The following is a 22801-nucleotide window of genomic DNA, read 5'->3' as shown; positions in this document are numbered from 1 at the left end:
TTGGCCCGTGCCACGACACCGCTCGCCCGTCCCACCCGCGGACGGCCCGACGCCGGGCCGCCGCGCATGAACCGGGCCCCCGACGTCCGCGACCACCCGACGCCGATCCTCACCCCCGAGGAGGTCAGGCACCTCCTCGTCGAGGCCAACGCGGACCTCGGCGCGCGCGGGGGAGCGGTCGGCGGAGCCATCGGCGGCGGGATCGGCGGCGCCGCCGCCGGATCCCTGGGCGGGAGTGTCGGTGGACGCTCCGGCGGCCGCAGCGGCGGCAGGCTGGGTGCCCGGCTGTTCACGAAGGTCTACGGCTCGCAGCGCGTCGTGCCCATTCCCCCGACGGCGGAGCGGGAGGCGGCCGTGGCCGCCGAGCTGCGCGCGGTGCTGCGCCAGGACCGGCGGGCTCTCATCGGTCTCATGGGCTCGGGCGCGATGAACATGAACACGGCCGTCATCCAGGTCCAGTGGCACCCGCGACAGGCGGTTCTCACGGCCCACGGGCTCGAGGGGCTCATCAAGCAGCGCACGTCCGGCAAGGCGCTCGACCGGCTCGAGGCTGTGCTGCGCGGAGTCGTCGGGTAGCTGCCGGGGCCCTCCGAGGTGGGGCACACCCGCGTGCCCGGCCCGGTCGAGGGGTTGACAACAGGAGCTGACCTCCGCGATGCTCGGTGCATCAGATAGGCAAACGTTTGCCTGTCGTACGGAGGTCAACGTGGACCACTGCAGGACGAGCGCGCCGACGGCCCGAACGGCACTGTCGCGGCGCTCGAGGACGACGGGGATGGCGGCATGAGGCGCTATCCGACGCTCAAGGACGTCGCACGGGAGGCGGGCACGACCGCGGCCACCGTCTCGTACGTGCTGAGCGGCAAGGAAGGCAGGTTCATCAGCGCAGACATGCGCGAGCGGGTCATGGCGGCGGTCGCTGCGACCGGCTACATCAAGAGCAGCCCGGCGAGCAGCCTGCAGGGCAAGCGGCAGGGTGTCATCGCGGTGCTGGTCCCGCAGTTCGCCAACCAGCACTTCACCAACCTCATGGTCGCCATCGAGTCGGTGGTCGAGCGCGAGGGGTACGTCCTGTCGATCAGCAACACGTTCGACGACCCGACCCGCGAGCGGGACATCATCATCAAGATGGCCGAGCAGCGCGTCGACGGTCTCATCCTCGCGCCGACCACCGCCGGCGCGACGAACACCGAGTTCATCCGCAAGATCGGCGTCCCCCTCGTGCTGGTGGACCGTCCGTTGCAGGGGATCACCGGATCCTTCAGCGAGGTAGTCCCGGACAACTACCGCAGCGGGTACCTGCTGGGCGAGCACCTGGGCCGGAAGGGCCACACCCGTGCGGCGTTCCTCGGGTGGGACTCGGGCTTCGCCACTCTCGACAGCCGTCGCCGAGGCTTCTGGGACGGGCTCGAGGCCGCCGCGGGCACCGGTGTGACCGAGCTGAGCCTCGACGGCGAGTTCTCGGTCGAGGGCGGGTACCAGCTCGCCGAGCGCACGCTTCGCGACCATCCCGAGGTCACCGCCTGGTGCCTCGGCTACAACGTGCCGGCCAGGGGCAGCATCGACCTCCTTCGGGACCAGGGCGTCACGCCCGGGCAGGACCTCTCGGTCGTCATCATCGGCGCGCCCGACTGGGCGACGGTCGGCAGGAACGACTTCACCCTCGTCGACCCCCGCTCCGGCGACGTCGGTCGTGCTGCCGCCGAGCAGATGCTCGGCGAGCTCTCGTCATCCGGCGGCGAGCCCGCCCAGACCACCATCGGCTGCCGGCTCCACGAGGGCAGCTCCGTCATCGACATACGAACCGACTAGGAGAGATCGACATGCGAAGGATCAACCAGGTGATGGCCGGCGCCGCAGCCGTGGCGCTCGTGACCGCGGGCTGCGCAGGCGACGACGACCCGGGCGCGAACTTCCCCGAGCGCGACATCAACGTGACGGTGCCGTTCAACGCCGGCGGATCGACGGACCTCACGGCCCGCACGGTCGGTGAGGCCATGGGCAGCCACTACGACAACGAGATCGTCGTGACCAACAGCCCCGGCGCCGCGGGGTCGGTCGGCACGCAGACGGTGATGAACGCCGGCCAGGACGGGTACTCGCTGCTCGCCAACGGCATGCTCGCCTTCACCTCGATGCCGGTGATGGGCACGCTCGAGACCATGCCGTCTGACTGGGACTTCTGGCTGGCGACGTTCACCCCGAACATCATCGCGGTGCCCGCTGACTCGCCCTACGAGTCCATCGAGGACCTCCTGGCGGCGATGGAGGGCAATCCGGGCGAGGTCTCCGCGGGCACGGCGGGCCCGGGCAGCGCGGGGCACATCGCGGCCGAGCTCATCGCGACGGCGGCCGGCGTGGAGTATCGGCACGTGCCCTACGACGGGGGCAACCCGGCGATCCTCGCCGCGCTCGGGGGCGAGGTCGACTTCGCCCCGCAGCTCCTCGTCGAGATGCAGGACATGCTGATCGCGGGCGACCTCCGTGGCCTGGCGACGCTCTCGGACGAGCCGGTCACGCTCGACGGCGACATCACCATCCCGACGCTGTCCGACGCCCTTCCCGAGATCAGCGACACGCTGCCGATGGGCGAGACCACCGGACTGGCTGTTCCCACGGGCCTCGACGAGGGCGTGCTCGCCGCGCTCGACGAGGGCTTCGACGCGGCGATGGAGGACGAGGCCTTCCTCGAGTTCTGCGCGGAGAACGGCATGGACCCGGTGGCGATCGGCCGCGCCGACTCCGGTGACCGGGTCGCCGAGCTGCAGTCGATCGTCGCCTGGACCCTCTTCGACGCCGGAGTCGCGGAGAACAGCCCCGAGGACTTCGACATCCCCCGACCGTAGTGAGGGCCGGGCGGGCGGCCGGTCCACGGCGCCCGCCCGGCACCGCATCGTCACCGTTCATCGCGCAGTCACGGGCAGGAGCATGCACCGATGGGTAACGAACCCAGGCTGAACCTCATCAGCTCGACCCTGCTGACGGTCCTGTCGCTCGCGATCCTCGCGGGGAGCGTCGGCATCCACAACCGTACGGCCGAGCCGCTGCACTCCTCGCCTGCCCTGATGCCGGCGCTCCTGGGCGGTGCGCTGCTCGTCGCGAGCCTGCTGCTGCTCAGGCAGTCGGTCCGCGGCGCCGGGGTGCGGGCTCGGTCGCGCGAGGCGGTCTCGTGGCTCGCCGGCGTCGCCCGGCACCCGGACACCCGGACGACCGTGGTCGGCCTGCTGCTCATGGCGATCTACACGTTCGTGCTCGTCCACGTCCTCCAGTTCTGGGCCGCGTCCCTCATCTTCGCGATCGCCATGCTCGCCTTCCTGCGCGCGGTGCGCTGGTACTGGGTGCTCGTCATCTCCGCTGCGACCGTCGGCGCGATCGTCGTCCTGTTCACCGTCGTGTTCAACATCCCGCTCCCGTGAGGACGCGCCATGACTGACCATCTGATCGGAGCTCTGAGCACCGTCTCGGAGCCGCTGAACTTCGTGGTGCTCGTGCTGGCGACCTTCGTCGGCCTCATCATGGGCATCCTGCCCGGCCTCTCGGCGACCATGGCGATCGCGCTGCTGGCGGGGCTCACGTTCGGCATGCCCACCGACACCGCGCTGATCTCGTTGCTGGCGATCTACGTGGGCTCCATCTCCGGTGGGGCACAGACAGCGATCCTGCTCAACATCCCCGGGACGCCGGCGTCGGCGGCGACGGCGGTCGACGGCTTCCCGTTGGCGCAGCAGGGCCGGGCAGGGTACGCGATCGTCCTCGCCATCACCGCGTCCGCCGTCGGCACGATCATCAGCGTCATCTTCCTGCTCACGCTCACCCCGCTGCTCACCCAGGCGGCGCTCAACTTCGGTGCCTGGGAGTTCTTCCTCCTGGCGGGGTTCGGCATCGCGATCTGCGGCACGCTCACCGCCAAGGACAACGCGCTCAAGGGGTGGATCGCCGGCTTCCTGGGGCTCTTCGTCGCCCAGATCGGCCTGGACCCGATCGGTGCCGAACCGCGGTACGCCTTCGGCAACGTCAACCTCATGGGCGGCATCCAGCTGATCCCGATCATGATCGGCCTGTTCGGCTTTCCCGAGATCGTCAAGGCCTTCCGCAGGTCGGACCACGTCGCGCTGAGGATGGCGAAGGCACGGGTCGGCGCCGCGCTCCGTACCGTCTTCCGCAGGACCCCGACGGTGGTGCGGTCGTCCGCGATCGGGACAGGCGTCGGGATCATCCCCGGTGTCGGCGAGGACGTCGGCGGGTGGCTCTCCTACGCGGCCACCAAGGGCGCCAGCACGGACCGCGAGTCGTTCGGCAAGGGGAACGAGCTCGGGGTGATCTCGGCGGAGTCCGGCAACAACTCGGCCATCGGCGGCGCGATGATCCCGATCCTCTCGCTCGCCGTCCCCGGGTCGGCGCCGGCGGCGGTCCTGCTCGCGGCCTTCTTCATGCACGGGTACCGGCCCGGTCCGCTGCTGAGCCGCGAGTCCCCGGACTTCATGTACGAGGTGGCCGTCTATCTGGCCGCGTCCGCGGTGGCGATGTGGTTCCTGGCGCTGCTCGTCATGAAGGTGTCGGTGCGCGTGCTCGGGCTCCGCAAGGAGATCCTCATGCCGGTCATCTACGTGCTGTGCGTCATCGGCTCGTACCTGATCAACTACTCGCTCTTCGACGTCGGCATGATGCTGGTCTTCGGGCTTGTCGGCCTCTTCCTCTACGAGTTCGGCTTCCCCGCCGCACCGTTCCTCCTCGGTGTCATCCTTGGGCCCATGGCGGACTCGAACCTGCGTCGCGCCCTGATCCTCAGCGAGGGCAGCTGGCTGCCCATGTTCCAACGGCCGATCAGCCTGATGTTCCTCGTCCTGATCGCCGTCGTCCTCCTCGCGCAGCTCGGTGCGTTCGGCAGGATCAAGAAGCTCGTCACCTCTGGAAAGGACCGCTAGACATGCGCACAGTCGGTATCGGGATGGTCGGCGCGGGATTCGTGGCGGACCTGCACGCCGAGGCGTATCGCCGGGTGGCGGGCCACGACGTCCGGATCGTCGCCGTGGCCGCGCCTCCGACGCGGCGGGACGCGTTCGCCGAGCGGCACGGCGTCGGCACGGTCTACGAGGACCTCGAACAGCTGCTCGCCGACGACGACGTCGACGTCGTGGACATCTGCACGCCGCCGTCGGTGCACGTCGACATGGTGACGCGCGCGCTCGAGGCGGGCAAGCACGTGATCTGCGAGAAGCCGCTGACCGGCTACTTCGACGTGCCCGACGCCGGGGCGGACCAGGTGGATCGCCGGCAGATGTACGACGCCGTGACGGCCGAGATGGACCGGCTGCGCGACGTCGTCGCCGCGAGCGGACTGGTGTTCGGCTACGCGGAGAACTACGTCTACGCGCCGTCGGTCCAGAAGAGCCGCGAGGTGCTGGAGCGAACGGGCTCACGGATCACGATGATGCTGGGGGAGGAGTCGCACAACGGCTCGCACTCCGAGTACGCGCGGTACTGGCGGCACACCGGGGGCGGGGCGCTCATCCGCCAGGGCTGCCACCCGCTCTCGGCGATGCTGTACCTCAAGCAGGTCGAGGCCCGGGCGTCGGGCGGGAGCGTGGCGGTCGAGTCCGTCCTCGCGGACACGACGGCGCTCACGCCCACGCTCGCCGACGACCAGCGGCGATACCTGCACGCCCGGCCCGTCGACGTCGAGGACGTCGCCAACGTGATCCTCGGCTTCGACGACGGGACGCGGGGCGTGGTGACGGCGACCGACACGATCGTGGGCGGCGTGCGCAACTCCGTCCAGGTGTTCACCACGGACAGCGTCCACCTGTGCCAGATCAGCCCGAACGACTCGATGCGGCTCTACCACTCCGACGCCGCCGCGCTGGACGACGTGTACGTCACCGAGAAGGTCGACAACAAGGGGGGCTGGCAGTACGTGCTGCTGGACGAGCTGCTGGCGCGCGGGTATATCGGGGAGATGCAGGACTTCATCGACTGCGTCGTCCACGGCGGGACGCCGCAGGCCGATTTCGAGCTGGCCTACGCATCGATGCAGGCGATCTACGCCGCCTACGAGTCGGCGGCCACCGACCGCAGGGTGCGGCTCGAGAAGTGACTCGACGCCGACCGGGCCGAACGGTCACCGGTCAGGCGTCGCCGTGGCGCACCTCGCGAATCTTCCGGTCGCGCCGGGAGTTCCGGCTGTCGACCCACCCGGGCGACACGGAGCCGACCCGCTTCGGTATCGACTCCGCGGACACCTCCGGCAGGAGCTTGCGCGGCGGGTCGGTCAGGGCGCTCCCGCCGCGGGCCAGCCCCGGGAACGGGTCGCGGCCGCCGAGGTAGCTCGCGATCGTGTTGGCGGTGGCGATGGCCGGGACGGCGAACAGCGCTCCGACGAGGCCCATGATGTAGGAACCGGCCGCCACACCGAGCAGCACGACGATCGGGTGGATGTCCACGGCCTTGCCCATGAGCACGGGCTGCAGCAGGTTCGACTCGAGCTGCTGCACACCGACGACGATGACCAGCATGATGATGGCCGCCGTCAGGCCCTCGGAGCCGAGCGCGACGAGCACGAACAGGGCGCCCGAGACGACCGCACCGACCACCGGGATGAAGCACAGCACGAAGGTCAGCACGGTGAGGGGGATGACGAACGGCACGCCGAGGATCGCCGCACCGATGCCGATGCCGAGCGCGTCGACCGCGGCGACGAGCGCCTGCGTCTTCGTGTACGTACCCACGGTGACCCAGCCGCGCCGGGACGCCTCGTAGGCCCGCTCGTGCCATTGGCGGGGGAGGCGCATGATCGCCCACGTGCCCAGGCGGTCGCCCTCCGCGAGGAAGAAGAACGTGGCGATGAGGCAGAGCAGCGCGCCGATGAGCACGCCCGCCGCACCGGTGCCGACACCGATGGCCGACGAGGCGATCGTGGAGGAGTTCTCCTGGAGCCAGGTGGTCGCCTGGTCCATCGCGGACTGCACCTGGGCGGCGTCGACGGGCAGCGAGGAGCCCGCGATCGCGTTGACGATGTCCTGCACCTGCAGGGAGGCGAGCTCACCGACCTCGCCGACCCCCTCGGCGAGCTGGGTGCCGACGAGCGTACCGATGCCTGCGAGGAAGGCGAGCGTGATGAGGATCGTCAGAGCCGCCGCCGCCATGCGCGGCAGCCGTAGCCGGTGGTTGAGCAGCACCTGCAGCGGCATGAGCAGCCCCGTGAGCAGGATCGCCACCGCCGACGGGATGAGGACGGAGCTCAGCAGCACGCCGGCCTGGTTGATCGTCTGGACGGCGAGGCCGACCAGGACGATGGTCACCGAGGCGAGGATGACCACCCGCGTGCGTGGATACTCGGCGAGGAAGCCCCGCCGTCGCGGCAGGTCGGAGGTCACGTCGTCCGACGTCGTGTCTCGTGCCTCCCCGGCGCCGAGCGCCGCGTCATGGCCGGCCGTGCCTGGGGCGCCTCGGCCGGGAACCTGGGGGACGTCGCGGCCCGCACGTCGTCGGGCGCCCCGTCGCGATCGGATGCGCGCCATCACCGGGTCACGCGTCCGAGACGGCGGCGGCGAGGAGATTGAACGACTCCTCCAGGCTCGACTCGGTCAGCACGGGGAAGACGGAGGCCAGCTTCGGGTCCTCGACCTTCGACCAGTCGTAGGTGAGCGTGACCTCGGTCGAGTCCGAGCCCTGCGACTTCAGCTCGTAGAGCCACTCCCAACCTCCGGGTCCGTCGGCGTCGGGGCTGTTGGGCTGCCATCCCACCATGAGGTTCTCGGCGTACGCGGTGACGTAGTTGCGCATCTGGTAGTCGCCGCCCTGGGACTCGGCGTGCATGTTCATGACGAACGTGTCGCCCACCTGCTGGATCCGATCGGCGTAGTCGTCGGAGCGGACCATGCCCGACCCGTCGAACTCGCGATGGCGCGAGGGGAGGGTGAGGACCTGGAAGATCGCGTCGGCCGGCGCGTCGATCGTGCGGGAGACTGACAGAGTGGTCTGGTCGGTGCTCATCCCTCAACTCTGCCCCCATCCGCCGATCCGCGCAGCGCGGCGTCGTCGGGGATGGCAGGCGGCCGGGTCGGTTGCTCGACGTCGAGACCGGGTGCCACGACGGGCGAGCCCCGGCCGGGCTCTCCCGAGTTCGGGTGGTGACGACCGGTGCGCTGGGGGCAGCGTGAACCGTGCTGAGTCGACCGGAGAACGCGTAAGCAACCATCCTCCGGGTGACCGAGGCTGGGTCACCTGGCCGTAGGAGTCGTCCTCTCCGCGCACCGGGGGTGGGCCCTCGCGTGACCTGCCACTTACGTCCCGGGTTGGTCTCTCCGCCGCGCAGCGGGGGCGACCCCCACCTTCGGGCTCCCTGGATCGACCAGGCGCGGCCCTCTCCTTGGCCGCGTGGGGCGAGCCGCGTCCCATATGGGCACCTTTGCCACGGAGGCTGTCCTTCTCGCGCAGTGGGGGTGAGCCGCTCGACCACGTCGTGACGCGCGCCGACCAGAAGTGGTCCCGCGCTACGCGGGTGAGCGCATACGGTCCCGGCAGCGGACGAGCCCCGGACGTGGAGAAGATCCTCGTCCGGGGCCCGCCCGTTCTCGTGGGGTGGCTAACGGGGCTTGAACCCGCGACCTCCGCGACCACAACGCGGCGCTCTACCGACTGAGCTATAGCCACCATGCGTCACCATCTCGCAGTGACGACGCACCATCGTATCCGAGCGACGTCGCCCCTCGTGACGCGTAGCCGGTGCCTTCGATCACGTCAGATGGATCGTGAGGTGCGTGGAGCGTGCGGCGTCGATCGGAAGCACGGTCGCGTGACCGGGACGCCCGGTCCGGGCATTCGGAGGCGGGTGCTGCCCTGCTCCCGGCGCGGACGCGCTGATTCGGGCCGAGCCGGAAATGAGGTCACGCCCTGTCCGGGTCGGACCGTAGCGTCGCCGCCATGACCGATACCGGCACCCGCGCCACCGACACGAACGATTCCGGCACCACCGAGACCGACACCGTCGTCCGCCCCCTCACTCTCGCGGTCGACCAGACCGAGATCGACGACCTCGCCCGTCGCCTCGACGCCACCCGGTGGCCCGACGAGGCCCCCGACGCCGGATGGGCCGACGGGCTCCCGCTCGCCTACGCGAAGGAGCTTGCCGAGTACTGGCGGGATCGTTTCGACTGGCGGGCACAGGAGGAGCGGCTCAACGCCGTCCCGCAGTTCACCACCGGGATCGACGGCCACGACATCCACTTCTTCCACGTTCGCTCGTCCCGACCGGATGCGAAGCCGCTGCTCCTCGTGCACGGCTGGCCCAGCGGACCGACCGACTTCCTGTTGATGATCCCGCTCCTCACCGAGCCCGACGACGGCGGGCAGGCCTTCGACGTCATCGCACCGACGATCCCGGGCTTCGGAGTGTCGGGGCCGGTGACGAGGTGGACGCTCACCGGGGTCGCCGACGCGTTCGCGGAGCTCATGGAGCGCCTCGGGTACGACCGCTACCTCGTGCACGGATACGACACAGGCGCCGGCGTGGCCCGTGAGCTCGGACTGCGGCACGGGGACCACGTCGCAGGCATCCACACCACCGGCATGCTCGGCGGCGAGGAGCTCACGGAGGAGACGGCCGACATGTCCGTCCCGGAGGAGGCGGCCGCGATCGCCGACGGGTACCGGTACATGTACGACGTCGGCGGCTACGCGATGCTCCAGTCCACCCGGCCGCAGTCGATCTCCTACGCGCTCACCGACTCGCCGGTCGCGCAGATGTCCTGGCTCGTCGAGCGATTCCGGGACTGGTCGGCCGCCGAGGGCGATCCCGACGAGGTGCTCGACCGGGACGAGATGCTCACCGTCGTCTCGATCTACTGGTTCTTCCGCACTGCCGGGTCCTCGGCGCGGTACTACAAGTACGGCTTGCCGGACTGGTCGGAGCCGCTGCAGCCCTCGACCGTGCCTACGGCCATCCTCGTCATGCCCGACGACATCGGTCGTCCCGTGCGCCGGCTGGTCGAGACGACCGACAACGTCGTGCACTGGACCGCAGCGGAGCGCGGCGGGCACTTCGCGGCCTGGGAACAGCCCGAGCTCGTCGCAGCGGACATCCGTGCGGGCATCGGCGACCTCACGTAGTCCGAAGGAGTCACGTGCGCACGACGCGGAGGCGTCATCGCGCGGGTCTCCGTGCGCCGCGGCCGTCGACCGGTAGCGCACGGTGCCGACGTCGACGCGCGGCCGGACGTTGCCGGCCAGCCGCCGGAGGCCCGTAGTCACCCCCTGGCCGTAGTGACACCATGAGCCGGTGACTCACGTCGCGCTCGGCTCCGCGCAGGGCCGATGGGTGGTGCTGGCGGCGACGCTCGGCTCGGCGATGGCGCTGCTCGACGGCACCGTGGTGAACGTCGCCCTGCGCCCCCTGGGGCTCGAGCTGGGCGCCTCGCTCCCGCAGCTGCAGTGGGTCGTCAACGGCTACATGCTTACGCTCTCCGGGCTGGTGCTCGTGGGCGGGTCGCTCGGTGACCGGCTCGGTCGCCGACGGGTCTTCCTCGTCGGCATCGTGTGGTTCGCCGTCGCCTCGCTCGGGTGCGGGCTGGCCCTGACGGTCGACCAGCTCATCGCCGCGCGCGTTCTCCAGGGCGTCGGTGCCGCCCTGCTGACCCCGAGCGCGCTGGCGATCATCCAGTCGACCATCGCCGAGGCGGACCGCCCGCGAGCGATCGGGATCTGGGCCGCGTGGTCCGGCATCTCCAGCGCGGCGGGCCCGCTGCTCGGCGGGTGGCTGATCGACGTGCGCTCCTGGCGCTGGGTCTTTCTCGTCAACCTCCCGGTGGCGGCCGCGGTGGTGGCGGTGGTGATCCGGCACGTCCCCGAGTCCGGTGGCGTCGCCCGCGGCGAGCGGCCGCGCTTCGACCTGACGGGCGCCGCGCTGGCCATGCTCGGACTGGGCGCCCTCACCTACGCGCTCATCGAGGGCGCCTGGCCGATCGTGCTCCTCGGGGTGGCGGGGCTCGCGGCTTTCGTCGTCGTCGAGCATCGGACCCGGAACCCGATGCTCCCGCTCCGCGTCTTCACCTCTCCGGCGTTCTCGGCGGCCAACGCGATGACCTTCGTGGTCTACGGCGCGCTCGGCGCACTGATGTTCTTCCTCGTGCTTCAGCTCCAGGTGGTCAGCGGCTACTCGCCCCTGCAGGCCGGACTCGCCACCGTCCCCTTCACGCTGCTCATGCTCGTCTTCTCACCGCGCGTGGGTGCCCTGATGCGCCGCACCGGCCCCCGGTTGCTCATGACGCTCGGTCCGGCGCTCGCCGCCGCGGGCGCCCTGGTGCTGTCGACGGTCGGAGCCGACGCGCCGTACGCCACCCGGGTGCTGCCGGGGGTGGTGCTCTTCGGTGCCGGGATCACTCTCATGGTCACGCCGCTGACGTCGACCGTCATGGCCGCGGTGCCCGGCCGCCAGGCGGGGGTCGCCAGTGGGGTCAACAACGCTGTGGCGAGGTCGGGGAGCCTGCTCTCGGTGGCCGCGCTGCCTCCGATGGTGGGGCTGACCGGTGACGACTACACCGTCCCAGCCGTGTTCGACGCCGGATACACCACCGCAATGTGGTGGTGCGCCGGATGGCTCGCGGCCGGGGCGGTGATCGCGGCGGTCTTCATCCGAGGCAGGGTCTCGCCGCGGTCGTCCCCACCGGAACAGGCCTGAGACGGCAGCGCGGTTGCCGGTCAGTCCGTCGACGGCGTCGACGACGGGGTGTCCCTGCCGAGCGCGGCGATGGCGGCGCTCGTCGGCCGCTCGCTGACCAGCTTGGCGGCGGCGCGGGCCTCGCTCGTCGTCGGTCCCGCCCCCTCGGGCCAGAGGACTGCCCGGTAGTACCTCAGCTCGTCGATCGACTCGAGGATGTCGGCGAGCGCCCGGTGGCCGCCGCTCTTCTGCGGCGACTGGAAGTAGGCCCGCGGGAACCAGCGGCGGGCGAGCTCCTTGATCGAGGAGACGTCGATGATCCGGTAGTGCAGGTGCTCGACGACCTCGGGCATGTCCCGCGCGAGGAACACCCGGTCGGTGCCCACGGAGTTGCCGGCGAGCGGGGCGCGGCGCACCTCGGGCACGAACCGCTTGACGTACGCGAGGACCTGCTCAGCGGCGTCGGCCATCTCCAGCCCGGAGTCCAGCTCGGTGATCAGGCCGGACGCCGTGTGCATCTGGACCACGACCTCGTCCATCGTCTCCACCGTGCCGGGGCGCGGCGCGATGACGAGGTCGAGCCCGGCGTCGAGCGGGTTGAGGTGGGAGTCGGTGACGACGACGGCCACCTCGACGAGCGAGTCGCGCTCGGCGTCGAGGCCGGTCATCTCGCAGTCGATCCAGACGATGGGGTCCGCGGGGGAGGAAGGGCTCACCAGGTGATGGTAGGCGTGACATGCGACGGTCGCGGGCACCTGACGTCCCGCGACCGCCGCCCGCCACGAGCGTTCGGTCAGGCGCCGGCGGCGCTCCGGCCGGCCTCTGACTCGGCGGCCCAGGTCGCCACGGTCTCGCTGAGCGGGGTGGAGGGCCGTCCGAGGAGGTCCTGGAGGTCGGTCGAGGTCGAGTGGAGCGTGCCCTCGGCGGTGTTGGTGTCCGCCGCCACGAGGAAGCCGACGAGTCCCTCGTCGAGCCCTGCCTCGGTCAGCTGCGCGGCGAACGCGTCGGCGTCGAGGTCGACGTAGCTGATCTCCCGGCCGAGTGCGGCGCCGAACTCCTGGGCGATCTGGGCGGTCGTGAGCGCCGGGGCGCCGGCGAGCTCGTAGACCTTGCCCTCGTGCCCCTCGGTGGTGAGGACGACGGCGGCGGCCTCGGCGTAGTCGGCCCGCGCCGCCGGCGACACCAGCCCGTCGTGGGCAGCGCCGGCGAACGCGCCGCTCGCTGCCGCCTGGTCGAAGTTCGGGCGGTAGTTCTCCGAGTACCACCCGTTGCGCAGGATCGTGAAGGGGATGCCGGAGGCCGCGATGGCCTCCTCGGTCTGCTTGTGCTCCGGCGCGAGGACGTGGCTGGACGTCGACGCGCCGAGGAGCGAGGTGTAGACGATGCGGGCGACCCCGGCGGCCGTCGCCGCCTCGATCACGGCGGAGTGCTGGGTGAACCGCTGGCCGACCTCGTTGGAGGACACGAGCAGGAGCGTGTCGCCGGCCTTCAGGGCGCCGTCGATGGGCTGCGCGTAGTCGAGGTACGCAGTCGTCACTCCACGGTCGGCGACGTCCGCGAGGCGGTCGACCGACCGGGCCGTGGCCGTGATGGTGTCCGGGGCGACGCCGCGGTCGAGCAGGTGCTCGATGACGAGGCGGCCCAGCTGGCCGGTGGCTCCGGTGACGACGAACGACATGACACGCTCCTTGATTCGTTGACGTTTCAACGACGACCAACCGTCGGTCCCGGGCCGATATTCCGGGTGACGCCACCACTTGGCCGGTGGGGGAACCGGGTGCACGACCGAGGAGCCGGTCGGGTCGCGATGGAGGGGCGCCTGCTGTTCGATGCGGCCCCGGCCGAGCGCGTCCGGTGGCAGGCGACCACGCGCAAGCTGTTCCTCGACGAGCGGTACCGGGTGGAGCAGGCGCGACGTGACTTCGTGGACGCACACCGGGATTGACGCCGACCACACCTCGGCGCGCGAACGTCAGACCTTCGGTGGATCCCGCCAGACGAGACACCGCGTCTAGACTCTGCGACGGCGCGGCCGGCGGTCCGGCGCGACGACCCCTACGACCCCCGGAGCACGCCCGTGGCGAACCTCGCCCGCTTCTCGCTGTCCAACCGCGCACTGGTGGCGTTGTCCACGATCATCGCCGTGCTTGCCGGACTGTGGGCCACCACGACGCTGCGGCAGGAGCTCATCCCGGACCTCGAGCTCCCCATCGTCGCCGCCGTGACCACCATGCCCGGCGCCTCGCCGGAGATCGTCGAGGACCAGGTCACCGGCGTGGTCGAGGAGGCCGCCCGCGGCGTCCCGGGCCTCGAGGGCACCACCTCGCAGTCCGGCCCGAGCGTCTCCGCCGTCATGCTCGAGCTCGAGTACGGCACCGACATCCTCACCGCGCAGCAGGAGCTCCAGGTCGCGCTCGGCCGGGTCGAGCAGGACCTGCCCGACGACGCCGACACCCAGGTCATCGCGGGCTCCGTCGACGACCTGCCGGTCATCCAGCTCGCGGCAACCGGAGGTTCGGACACCGCCGAGCTCCAGCAGCGCGTCGAGGACGTCGTCGTGCCCGAGCTCTCCCGCGTCGACGGCGTCCGGCAGGTCCAGCTCTCCGGGATCACCGAGCAGCAGGTGACGATCGACGTCGACCCCGAGGCGCTCGCCGCGCAGGGGGCCTCGCTCGACGCCATCACCGAGGCCATCGACGCCTACGGGGTCGTCACGCCCGCCGGCACCATCGACGCCGAGGGGCGCGAGCTGACGATCCAGGCCGGCAGCCGGATCACGTCCGTCGAGGAGATCGCGGCACTCCCGCTCGTCACCGATCCCGCGGAGTCGGGGGACGCCGGGGGAGCCGGGGACGCCGGAACGCCCACCGACACCACCGGCCCCACGGATCCGGGCCAGGAGCCTCCGGCGGGCGACCAGGCACCCGTCGACCAGGGTGCGGACCAGGCCCCCACGGACCAGGCCCCCACTGACCAGGCCCCCACGGAGCCCACCGAGCCCGCCGAGGTCGCCACCATCGACGACGTCGCGGACGTCGCGATCGAGGACGTCCCGGCCACGTCGCTCACGCGTACGGACGGCGCGGCCAGCATCGGGCTCGCGATCACGGCCACGCCCGACGGCAACACGGTCGAGATCTCCGAGCAGATCCGGGAGCTGCTGCCCGAGCTCGAGGCCTCCCTCGGCGACGGCGGCGAGCTCGTCGTCGCCTTCGACCAGGCCGTCTTCATCGAGCAGTCGATCGAGGACCTCGCCGTCGAGGGCGTCCTCGGCCTCGCGTTCGCGGTCCTCGTCATCCTGCTGTTCCTGCGCTCGTTCGCGGCCACCACGGTCACGGCGATCTCCATCCCGCTGTCGCTGCTGGTCGCGCTGCTCGCCCTCAGGGTCGCCGACTACTCGCTCAACATGTTCACCCTGGCGGCGCTGACGATCTCGGTCGGCCGCGTCGTCGACGACTCGATCGTCGTCATCGAGAACATCGCCCGCCACCAGAGCTACGGCACCGGCAAGCGCCAGGCCGTGCTCACGGGCGTCAAGGAGGTGGCGGGCGCCGTCACCTCCGCGACCGTCGCCACCGCCGCCGTGTTCGTCCCGCTCGGCCTCGTCGGCGGCATGGTCGGCGAGCTCCTGCGCCCCTTCGCGTTCACGGTCGCGCTCGCCCTGGGTGCCTCCCTGCTCGTCGCGCTGACGATCGTCCCGGTCCTCGCGTACTGGTTCCTGCGTTCGCCCGTCGACCCCGAGCGGGCCGCCAGGGCTCGCACGGAGGCCGAGGACAAGGAGCGGCGCAGCGTCCTGCAGCGCGGCTACGTCGGTGCTCTCGGCGGCGTGCTCCGCCACCGCTGGCTCACCGTCGGCGGCGCGGTCGTCCTCATGGCGGCCACCGTCGTCGGCGTCACCCGCCTGCCCACCGACTTCATCGGCGACACGGGCGAGAACGCGATCTCCGTGACCCAGGAGCTCCCCACCGGCGTCACGCTCGAGGCGCAGGACGCCGCGGCGCAGCAGGTCGAGGAGGTGCTCGCCGGCGTCGAGGAGGTCGAGAGCTACCAGGTCACTGTCGGCGTCGCGGACCCGGCCATGGCGGCGTTCGGCATGGCCCAGGACGTCACCTTCTCGGTGACGCTCGACGTCGATGCCGACGCCGGCGCCGTCGAGCAGGAGGTCCGCGACCGGCTCGAGGGCCTCGGTGAGGATGCCGGCACCATCACGGTCGCGCCCGGCTCGTCCGGCGGGTTCGCCTCCGGCGTCGAGGTCATCGTCTCCGGCGCCGACGGCGACGAGGTCGCCGCCACGTCCGAGGAGGTCCTCACCGCCGTGGGCGAGATCGACGGGCTGCGCGACGTCCGGACCTCGCTCGCCTCCGACCTGCCGTTCATCGAGGTCGAGGTGGACCGGCCGGCCGCCGCAGCGCTCGGGCTGACCGAGGAGGCCGTCGGCGGCCTCGCCTACGGCGCGCTCAACGGCATCCCGCTGGGCGACGTCGAGATCGAGCAGGGCAGGCTGCCGATCGTCCTGTTCTCGGACGAGGCCCCGACCACGGTCGAGGAGCTCCGCGCACTTCCCCTGGGCGGCTCCCCGGAGTCGCCGCTCGTGCTCGACGACGTCACGCACGTCGAGGAGTCGATGCAGCAGGCGACGATCACGCGCCAGGACGGCCTGCGCTCGGCCTCGATCACCGCGGCCACCGAGATCGCCGACCTGCAGACCGTCAACGCGGAGCTCGCCGCCGCACTCGACTCGGTCGACGCCCCCGAGGGCGTCAGCGTGGAGATCGGCGGAGTCAACGCCGAGCAGCAGGACGCCTTCGGCAACCTGTTCCTCGCGCTCGCCCTCGCCGTCCTGCTCGTCTACCTCGTCATGGTCGCGACGTTCCGCTCCCTCGTGCAGCCGCTCGTGCTGCTCGTGTCGATCCCGTTCGCCGCGACCGGCGCGATCCTCGGGCTGCTGATCACCGGGACCCCGATGGGGGTCGCCGCGCTCGTGGGCGCACTCATGCTGGTCGGCGTCGTCGTCACCAACGCGATCGTCCTCATCGACCTCATCAACCAGTACCGCACCCAGGGCATGGACCTGCGCACCGCCGTGATCGAGGGTGGCCGGCACCGGCTGCGGCCCATCCTCATGACGTCGGCCGCGACGATCATGGCGCTCGTCCCGATGGCGTTCGGCATCACCGGCGGCGGTGCGTTCATCAGCCAGCCGCTGGCGATCGTCGTCATCGGCGGCCTCATCACCTCGACCCTGCTCACCCTCCTGCTCGTGCCGGTGCTCTACGAGCTCTCCGAGGGCCGCGGCGAGCGGCGCGCGCGCGACAAGGAGATCGCCCGCCTGGAGAAGGTGGTCGCCGCACGGACGGAACGCGGCGAGGACGCGAGCGCACCGGCGGCCGAGCTGGAGCGGCTGCGCGCCGGCGGTGGCGCCGCCCGCGTCCGCGAGGAGGAGCGGGTCGGCGACGACGACGCACGGGTGCTCGCGCACGCCGGCGCGCCCGCCGCGGAGGCCGGCCACGACGCCGACATGCACGTCGACGCCGCGGGTCGCCCTGCGCACGCCGACGCGGCCGGCGCAGGGACGGGCCACGACGCCGGTGCGGCCGGTACCGGGGCGCACGCCGCCGGCCCGCCCGACGACGACGACGCCCTGCGCGACGCCGACGACTCGGGAGGCGGGAAGCACGTCGCCGAGTGACGGCCGATGCGCGGACCGCGCGCACCTCGCCCGGTGGTCTCGGGGAGAATCGGACCATGACCGACAGCAAGATCGTCTTCCTCGACGTCGACGGCACCTATGCCCACCAGGGCGAGGTGCCGCCGGGCCACGCGCGGGCGGTCGAGGCAGCCCGCGCGGCCGGCCACCGGGTGCTCCTGTGCACCGGGCGGTCCAAGGCCATGCTCCCCGAGCGCATCGTCGCCGCCGGCTTCGACGGGATCGTCGCCATGGCCGGGGCGTACGTCGAGGTCGGCCGCGAGGTCGTCGCCGACCGCCGGTTCCCGGCCGATCTCGGCGACCGGCTCGTCGACGTGCTCGAGTCCCACGACGTGGTGTTCGTCCTCGAGACACCGCGCGCCCTCCTGGGGACGCCGCGCGCCGAGGCGGCGATCCGCGCGGAGGTCGCCCGTCACGAGTCGAGCGACGACGGCTCCGCGCACGCCGGTCCGTCCGACATCCTCGCCGCCCTGTCGGTGTCCGACGAGCTCCGGGGCCGCCCCTTCGCCAAGGCCGTGGTCGTCGAGTCCGCGGTACCCAACACCCGGCTCGCCCGCGAGGCCGGCGACGGCGTGCTCTCCCTCGAGGCCTCCGTGCCCGGGCTCCACCCCTCCTCCGGCGAGCTCTACCTCGCCGACATGCACAAGGCCGTCGGCATGCTCGCCGCGCTCGAGCACCTCGGCGCCGACGTGGCCGACTCGATCGCGTTCGGCGACGGCATGAACGACCTCGAGATGCTGCGCGCGGCGGGCCTCGGGGTCGCGATCGAGGGCGCGGACCCGCGGGTGATCGACGCTGCCGACCGGACCGCAGCCGGCCCGGAGGTCGAGGGCCTCGTCGCCGCGTTCGAGGAGCTGGGTCTGCTCGGGCGCTGACCGGTCCGCGCGCCCAGGGCCTCGGCGCCGCTATCGACCGGGCGCCCGCCGCGGCGCGGCCGTAGCCTGGTGGGAGCCGACGCCGGGCGCACGACCCCGCCGACGTGGGCTTGACCACCGCCGGGTCGAGGAGGTCACCGCCGTGAAGCTCGCCGAACAGATCGTCGCCCAGCTCCAGGAGGTGGGCGTCCGCCGGATCTACGGGATCGTGGGCGACAGCCTCAACCCCGTCGTCGACGCCGTCCGCCGCACCGGCGGGTCCGCGAACGGCGGCATCGACTGGATCCACGTCCGCCACGAGGAGTCCGCCGCCTTCGCGGCCGCCGCCGACGCCCAGATCACGGGGGAGCTCGCCGTCTGCGCCGGCTCCTGCGGCCCTGGCAACCTCCACCTCATCAACGGCCTGTACGACGCCAACCGCTCCGGCGCCCCGGTCCTCGCGATCGCCAGCCACATCCCGAGCGCCCAGATCGGCCAGTCCTACTTCCAGGAGACGCACCCCGACCGGCTCTTCACCGAGGCTTCCGTCTACAGCGAGCTCGTCAGCACGCCGGAGCAGTCGCCGAGGGTCGTGCACTCCGCCATCACGCACGCGCTCGCCGCCCCCGGCGTCGCCGTCGTCACCCTCCCCGGGGACGTGGCGGACATGTCCGCCACGGCCGACGCGCCCGCCTACGTCCCCACCGTGCGCGGCACCCTCGAGCCCGCCCCGTCGGCGGTGGACGCCGCCGTCGAGGCCCTCAAGGCGGCGAAGAAGGTCGCGATCTTCGCCGGCGCCGGCGTGCGCGGGTCCCACGACGACGTCGTCAAGCTCGCCGACGTGCTCGCCGCCCCCGTGGGGCACTCCCTGCGCGGCAAGGAGTGGATCCAGCACGACAACCCGTTCGACGTCGGCATGACCGGCCTCCTCGGCTACGGGGCGGCCGCCGAGGGCATGGACGACGCGGACCTGTTGCTCCTGCTCGGCACCGACTTTCCCTACGACCAGTTCCTGCCCGACGGGCCCACCACGATCCAGGTCGACCGGCGCGCCGAGGTTCTCGGCCGGCGCACCGGCGTCGACCTGCCCGTGCACTCCGACGTCGGACCGTTCGTCCGCGCCCTCCTGGGCCGGTTGCGTCCGACGAGGAGCCGCGCCTACCTGAAGAAGACGCTGCGCCGCCACGAGAAGCTCATGGACTCGACCGTCGGCGCCTACACGCGCGACGTCGAGGACCTCGTCCCGATCCACCCCGAGTACGTCGCGTCGGTCATCGACGACGCGGCCGCGGGCGACGCCGTGTTCACCGCCGACACCGGGATGGGCAACGTGTGGCAGGCCCGCTACGTCACCCCGAACGGCCGCCGACGCATCATCGGATCGTTCCTCCACGGCTCGATGGCCAACGCGCTCCCGCACGCGCTCGGCGCCCAGATGACCGACCGGGACCGGCAGGTCGTCGCGTTCAGCGGCGACGGCGGTCTGTCGATGCTCCTGGGGGACATGCTCACCGCCGTCCAGTACGACCTGCCGGTCAAGGTCATGCTGTTCAACAACTCCTCGCTGGGGATGGTCAAGCTCGAGATGCTCGTCGACAAGCTCCCGGACCACGGGGTCGACGTGCCGGGCACCGACTACGCCGAGATCGCCCGCGCGATGGGCTGGCACGCCGTCCGGGTCGAGCGCCCGGCCGACCTGCCGGAAGCGGTCGACGAGGTTCTCGAGCACCCCGGCCCGGCCCTGCTCGACGTCGTCACCGACCCCAACGCCCTGTCCCTGCCCCCGAAGATCACCGGCGAGCAGGTCTTCGGCTTCGCCACCGCGATGAGCAAGATCGTCTTCACCAAGGGCGCCGGCGAGGCGGTGGCGATGGCGCGGTCGAACCTGCGCAACATCCCGCGGCCGTAGGTCTCGGTCAGGCGGCTGCCGCGGCGACGGCCAGGTCCGCGTCCGCCATCACGAGGTCGCCGTTGATGTGGCCCCCGGCCAGTGCCCCCTGCGCGGCGGCGGCGCCGACCTGCGCCGACACGTCGGCGAGGTTGCCCGCCACCCACACGCCCGGCACGGAGGTCGCGCCGGTGGGACCGGCCGCCAGGGCGGTGCCCATGGCGTTCTCCGCGAGCTCCAGTCCGAGCGGACCGAACGGCTCGGCACGCGGGTGCATGCGGGTCTGCACCGTGAGCGCACCGGCCTCGACGAGGCTCCCGTCGGCCATCCGCACGCCCTTCAGCGCCCCGTCGGCGCGCTCGACGCCGACCGGCGTGCCGGGCACGATCTCGACGCCACGTGCCACCAGGCGGGCGAGATCCTCCTCGCCGAGCGCGAGTTCCCAGGTGAGCAGGCGGACCCGGTCGGAGAGCTGGCGGAACATCAGCGCCTGGTGGACGGCCATCGGCGTGGTGCCCAGCACGGCGATCGCCCGGTCGCGGACCTCCCAGCCGTGGCAGAACGGGCAGTGCACGACGTCGGAGCCCCAGCCCTCGCGCAGGCCGGGCAGCTCGGGGAGCTCGTCGACCAGGCCGGTCGCGAGGAGCAGGCGCCGCGCGCGGACGACCACGCCGTCGGCGGCCGTGACCCGGAACAGGTCGCCGTCGGCGCGCGCCTCGGAGACCCTGGCGGGGCGGACCACGCCGCCGTAGCGCTCGACGTCGGCGCGACCGCGGGCGAGCAGCTCGAGCGGCGGGGTGCCGTCCAGGGCGAGGAGCGCGTGGACGGCGTCGGCCGGGGCGTTGCGGGGGTCCCCGGCGTCGAGGACCAGTACCCGGCGGCGCGAACGGGCGAGCATCAGCGCCCCGGCCAGGCCGGCGGCGCCCCCGCCGACCACGACGACGTCCCAGACCGCCTCGCTGGGCTGGCCCTCGGGTGCGGGGGAGTCGGGGGCCGGGACCGGCACCGGTGGCGCCGTGGCGGACGGGGGTGCCGGGTCGGTCGACGGTGCGGTGGTGGGGCGGGCGGGGCCAGGCGTGCGCATGGTGACGTCCTTCGTATCGTTCGGCGCCGGGGTACCCGACGGTCTGTCCGTGACCGAGCCTTCCCCCGGGGATGCCAGTGAGCAAGAGGAGTTGCCGAACGGCAAGACCCCGGTCCACGATCGGGGGATGGGACGCGACCTGGACCGCACGCTCGACGCCGTCGGACCCCGCTTGAGACGACTGCGTCAGCGGCGGGACGTCACCCTCGCCGAGCTCGCCGAGCGGACCGGCATCTCGTCGAGCACCCTGTCCCGACTGGAGTCGGGACTGCGGCGCCCGACGCTCGAGCAGCTGCTGCCGCTGGCACGGGTGCACGGCGTGACCATCGACGAGCTCGTCGACGCGCCACCGACGGGTGACCCGCGGATCAACATGCGGCCGATCGCCGGTGACTCCGGGTCCGTCGTCCTGCCGCTCTCGCGCCGGCCCGGCGGCATCCAGGCCTACAAGTTCGTCCGGCCCGCGGCCCGTCCCGGCACGGTGCCGCAGCCGCGCACGCACGAGGGCTTCGACTGGGTCTACGTGCTCGACGGGCGCCTGCGGCTCGTGCTGGGGGACCAGGACATGGTGCTCGAGCCCGGCGAGGCGGCCGAGTTCGACACCCGTACCCCCCACTGGTTCGGCGCCACGGAGGACGGCCCCGTGGAGTACCTCAGCCTCATCGGGAAGCAGGGCGAGCGCGCGCACGTGCGCACCTCGCCCGGCGACCCGGGCTGAACCGCCGGCCCGGACAGCTCGGGCCCGGACCGCCCGCCTCACCGCTGGAACGACTGGAAGCCGTTGAGCGCGAGGATCACCCCGACGATGCCGACGACCCATGCGGTGGTCGACGCGGCGTTGCGCGTGAGCCAGGCATCCAGCCGGCGCAGCGGCCCGTCGAGCTGCCGGGCGGCCACGAGCCGCCCGGTCAGCAGGACGAGCGCGGGCGCGATCATCACTACGCAGTAGGCAGCGAGCCAGAGGACCGACGTCGGCCAGCCCGGCCCCTGGGTGGTGATGAGTCCGATACCGGCCAGGTAGGGGAGCATCGACGCGACCTCGATGGTCGCGGCCGCCAGCGCGAGTCCCATGAGTGCACCGACGGAGCCCCGCCCGCGGGTGCGCGTCGCCGCCCCGGTCACCGACGGCAGGGTCCCGGTCCCGGGCAGCCCGGTCCTACCTGTCCCGGCGTCGTCGTCGCTCTCCACGCCGATCGCGCGCTCGCGCCACCGGCCGATCCGGCCGCCGCCGTGCTCGGCCTGCTCGGCGGCGCGGCGCTTCGCCGCGGGCGAGTCCAGGGCGAAGCTGAGGAGGAACAGCGCGACGCCCACGACGATCATCACCACCGCCACCGGACGGCCCGACAGCACGTCGCCGAACGCCGCGAGGAAGGCGTCCGCGCCGAGCATGACGGCCACGCCGACGGCCAGGTAGAAGCCGGCGACCGTACCGAGGAAGATCAGCACGCGGTCGGGCCGCACGCGCCCCGGGGCGAGCATGAGCCACACCGGGATGAGCAGCGTGCCGAAGCTGGTGGAGTCGATGAGGGCGAGCACGGCGAGGACGCCGGCCAGCGCGGGGGACGACATGCCGCCGTCCGGCAGGGTGCCTAGGAAGTCCATGCCGCCAGTCTTC

Annotated in this window: 19 protein-coding genes and 1 tRNA gene; 13 read left to right on the top strand and 7 right to left on the bottom strand. The window is 72.1% G+C overall.

Going from position 1 to position 22801, the window contains the following annotated elements; all coding sequences use genetic code 11:
- Nucleotides 1-66 precede the first annotated feature (66 nt).
- The 6 genes from ACPYO4_RS07370 (at nucleotide 67) to ACPYO4_RS07345 (ending at nucleotide 6094) form a co-directional block, all read left to right on the top strand.
- A complete protein-coding gene (locus tag ACPYO4_RS07370) occupies nucleotides 67-576 on the top strand; it encodes a hypothetical protein (protein ID WP_425708567.1) in 510 nt (169 codons plus the stop codon).
- A gap of 207 nt (nucleotides 577-783) precedes the next feature.
- A complete protein-coding gene (locus tag ACPYO4_RS07365) occupies nucleotides 784-1812 on the top strand; it encodes a LacI family DNA-binding transcriptional regulator (RefSeq protein WP_425708566.1) in 1029 nt (342 codons plus the stop codon).
- An 11-nt stretch (nucleotides 1813-1823) separates the two neighbouring features.
- Nucleotides 1824-2846, top strand: a complete 1023-nt coding sequence (locus tag ACPYO4_RS07360) for a Bug family tripartite tricarboxylate transporter substrate binding protein (RefSeq protein ID WP_425708565.1) — start codon at nucleotides 1824-1826, stop codon at nucleotides 2844-2846.
- 90 nt (nucleotides 2847-2936) lie between these two features.
- Nucleotides 2937-3416 carry a tripartite tricarboxylate transporter TctB family protein gene (locus ACPYO4_RS07355; protein WP_425708564.1) on the top strand — a complete coding sequence of 160 codons (480 nt, stop codon included), beginning with the start codon at nucleotides 2937-2939 and terminating at the stop codon, nucleotides 3414-3416.
- Between the two features lie 9 nt (nucleotides 3417-3425).
- The gene (locus ACPYO4_RS07350; RefSeq protein ID WP_425708563.1) at nucleotides 3426-4925 is read left to right on the top strand and encodes a tripartite tricarboxylate transporter permease; all 1500 of its coding nucleotides are present in this window, start codon (nucleotides 3426-3428) and stop codon (nucleotides 4923-4925) included.
- A 2-nt stretch (nucleotides 4926-4927) separates the two neighbouring features.
- Nucleotides 4928-6094: a Gfo/Idh/MocA family protein gene (locus ACPYO4_RS07345; RefSeq protein WP_425708562.1), complete on the top strand. Its 1167-nt coding sequence runs from the start codon at nucleotides 4928-4930 to the stop codon at nucleotides 6092-6094.
- Nucleotides 6095-6125: 31 nt separating this feature from the next.
- Here ACPYO4_RS07345 and ACPYO4_RS07340 read toward each other — a convergent pair whose 3' ends face one another.
- The 3 genes from ACPYO4_RS07340 to ACPYO4_RS07330 form a co-directional block, all read right to left on the bottom strand.
- Nucleotides 6126-7373, bottom strand: coding sequence for an AI-2E family transporter (locus tag ACPYO4_RS07340; RefSeq protein ID WP_425708561.1), 1248 nt, complete (start codon nucleotides 7371-7373; stop codon nucleotides 6126-6128).
- 151 nt (nucleotides 7374-7524) lie between these two features.
- Nucleotides 7525-7992, bottom strand: coding sequence for an SRPBCC domain-containing protein (locus ACPYO4_RS07335; RefSeq protein WP_425708560.1), 468 nt, complete (start codon nucleotides 7990-7992; stop codon nucleotides 7525-7527).
- Nucleotides 7993-8576: 584 nt separating this feature from the next.
- Nucleotides 8577-8652 (bottom strand) — tRNA-His (locus tag ACPYO4_RS07330).
- A 270-nt stretch (nucleotides 8653-8922) separates the two neighbouring features.
- Between ACPYO4_RS07330 and ACPYO4_RS07325 the strand changes: the two genes are divergently transcribed.
- Nucleotides 8923-10107: an epoxide hydrolase family protein gene (locus tag ACPYO4_RS07325; protein WP_425708559.1), complete on the top strand. Its 1185-nt coding sequence runs from the start codon at nucleotides 8923-8925 to the stop codon at nucleotides 10105-10107.
- A gap of 169 nt (nucleotides 10108-10276) precedes the next feature.
- Nucleotides 10277-11674: an MFS transporter gene (locus ACPYO4_RS07320; protein ID WP_425708558.1), complete on the top strand. Its 1398-nt coding sequence runs from the start codon at nucleotides 10277-10279 to the stop codon at nucleotides 11672-11674.
- Nucleotides 11675-11694: 20 nt separating this feature from the next.
- On the opposite strand, the gene orn is transcribed toward ACPYO4_RS07320, so the two are convergent.
- The gene (orn, locus tag ACPYO4_RS07315) at nucleotides 11695-12369 is read right to left on the bottom strand and encodes an oligoribonuclease (RefSeq protein ID WP_425708557.1); all 675 of its coding nucleotides are present in this window, start codon (nucleotides 12367-12369) and stop codon (nucleotides 11695-11697) included.
- A gap of 77 nt (nucleotides 12370-12446) precedes the next feature.
- A complete protein-coding gene (locus ACPYO4_RS07310; protein ID WP_425708556.1) occupies nucleotides 12447-13331 on the bottom strand; it encodes an NAD(P)H-binding protein in 885 nt (294 codons plus the stop codon).
- Nucleotides 13332-13460: 129 nt separating this feature from the next.
- On the opposite strand from ACPYO4_RS07310, the gene ACPYO4_RS07305 reads away from it, so the two are divergent.
- The 4 genes from ACPYO4_RS07305 to ACPYO4_RS07290 all read left to right on the top strand — a co-directional run bounded on the left by ACPYO4_RS07305 (nucleotide 13461) and on the right by ACPYO4_RS07290 (nucleotide 20123).
- Complete coding sequence (locus ACPYO4_RS07305; RefSeq protein ID WP_425708555.1) at nucleotides 13461-13598, top strand: hypothetical protein; 138 nt, start codon at nucleotides 13461-13463, stop codon at nucleotides 13596-13598.
- 132 nt (nucleotides 13599-13730) lie between these two features.
- Nucleotides 13731-17342 carry an efflux RND transporter permease subunit gene (locus ACPYO4_RS07300; protein ID WP_425708554.1) on the top strand — a complete coding sequence of 1204 codons (3612 nt, stop codon included), beginning with the start codon at nucleotides 13731-13733 and terminating at the stop codon, nucleotides 17340-17342.
- 56 nt (nucleotides 17343-17398) lie between these two features.
- Nucleotides 17399-18235, top strand: coding sequence for an HAD hydrolase family protein (locus tag ACPYO4_RS07295; RefSeq protein ID WP_425708553.1), 837 nt, complete (start codon nucleotides 17399-17401; stop codon nucleotides 18233-18235).
- Nucleotides 18236-18377: 142 nt separating this feature from the next.
- A complete protein-coding gene (locus ACPYO4_RS07290; RefSeq protein WP_425708552.1) occupies nucleotides 18378-20123 on the top strand; it encodes a pyruvate dehydrogenase in 1746 nt (581 codons plus the stop codon).
- A gap of 7 nt (nucleotides 20124-20130) precedes the next feature.
- Here ACPYO4_RS07290 and ACPYO4_RS07285 read toward each other — a convergent pair whose 3' ends face one another.
- The gene (locus ACPYO4_RS07285; RefSeq protein WP_425708551.1) at nucleotides 20131-21186 is read right to left on the bottom strand and encodes an NAD(P)/FAD-dependent oxidoreductase; all 1056 of its coding nucleotides are present in this window, start codon (nucleotides 21184-21186) and stop codon (nucleotides 20131-20133) included.
- A gap of 127 nt (nucleotides 21187-21313) precedes the next feature.
- Between ACPYO4_RS07285 and ACPYO4_RS07280 the strand changes: the two genes are divergently transcribed.
- Nucleotides 21314-21904 carry a helix-turn-helix domain-containing protein gene (locus ACPYO4_RS07280; RefSeq protein WP_425708550.1) on the top strand — a complete coding sequence of 197 codons (591 nt, stop codon included), beginning with the start codon at nucleotides 21314-21316 and terminating at the stop codon, nucleotides 21902-21904.
- A 38-nt stretch (nucleotides 21905-21942) separates the two neighbouring features.
- Here the strand turns inward: ACPYO4_RS07280 and ACPYO4_RS07275 are convergent, their stop codons facing one another.
- A complete protein-coding gene (locus tag ACPYO4_RS07275) occupies nucleotides 21943-22788 on the bottom strand; it encodes a GAP family protein (RefSeq protein ID WP_425708549.1) in 846 nt (281 codons plus the stop codon).
- Nucleotides 22789-22801: the final 13 nt, after the last annotated feature.

Source organism: Georgenia sp. Z1491 (assembly GCF_049856175.1).
Classification (GTDB): Bacteria; Actinomycetota; Actinomycetes; order Actinomycetales; family Actinomycetaceae; genus JB111.
This window is presented reverse-complemented; position numbering and strand designations above follow the sequence as displayed.

Excerpts from the sequence above, each read along its gene's own strand:
- ACPYO4_RS07310 (WP_425708556.1), bottom strand. The coding sequence starts at position 13,331 with ATGTCGTTCGTCGTCACCGGAGCCACCGGCCAGCTGGGCCGCCTCGTC.
- ACPYO4_RS07350 (WP_425708563.1), top strand. The coding sequence starts at position 3,426 with ATGACTGACCATCTGATCGGAGCTCTGAGCACCGTCTCGGAGCCGCTG.
- ACPYO4_RS07280 (WP_425708550.1), top strand. The coding sequence starts at position 21,314 with ATGGGACGCGACCTGGACCGCACGCTCGACGCCGTCGGACCCCGCTTG.
- ACPYO4_RS07295 (WP_425708553.1), top strand. The coding sequence starts at position 17,399 with ATGACCGACAGCAAGATCGTCTTCCTCGACGTCGACGGCACCTATGCC.
- ACPYO4_RS07365 (WP_425708566.1), top strand. The coding sequence starts at position 784 with ATGAGGCGCTATCCGACGCTCAAGGACGTCGCACGGGAGGCGGGCACG.
- ACPYO4_RS07305 (WP_425708555.1), top strand. The coding sequence starts at position 13,461 with ATGGAGGGGCGCCTGCTGTTCGATGCGGCCCCGGCCGAGCGCGTCCGG.
- ACPYO4_RS07285 (WP_425708551.1), bottom strand. The coding sequence starts at position 21,186 with ATGCGCACGCCTGGCCCCGCCCGCCCCACCACCGCACCGTCGACCGAC.
- ACPYO4_RS07325 (WP_425708559.1), top strand. The coding sequence starts at position 8,923 with ATGACCGATACCGGCACCCGCGCCACCGACACGAACGATTCCGGCACC.
- ACPYO4_RS07360 (WP_425708565.1), top strand. The coding sequence starts at position 1,824 with ATGCGAAGGATCAACCAGGTGATGGCCGGCGCCGCAGCCGTGGCGCTC.
- ACPYO4_RS07345 (WP_425708562.1), top strand. The coding sequence starts at position 4,928 with ATGCGCACAGTCGGTATCGGGATGGTCGGCGCGGGATTCGTGGCGGAC.
- ACPYO4_RS07370 (WP_425708567.1), top strand. The coding sequence starts at position 67 with ATGAACCGGGCCCCCGACGTCCGCGACCACCCGACGCCGATCCTCACC.
- ACPYO4_RS07275 (WP_425708549.1), bottom strand. The coding sequence starts at position 22,788 with ATGGACTTCCTAGGCACCCTGCCGGACGGCGGCATGTCGTCCCCCGCG.
- ACPYO4_RS07335 (WP_425708560.1), bottom strand. The coding sequence starts at position 7,992 with ATGAGCACCGACCAGACCACTCTGTCAGTCTCCCGCACGATCGACGCG.
- ACPYO4_RS07355 (WP_425708564.1), top strand. The coding sequence starts at position 2,937 with ATGGGTAACGAACCCAGGCTGAACCTCATCAGCTCGACCCTGCTGACG.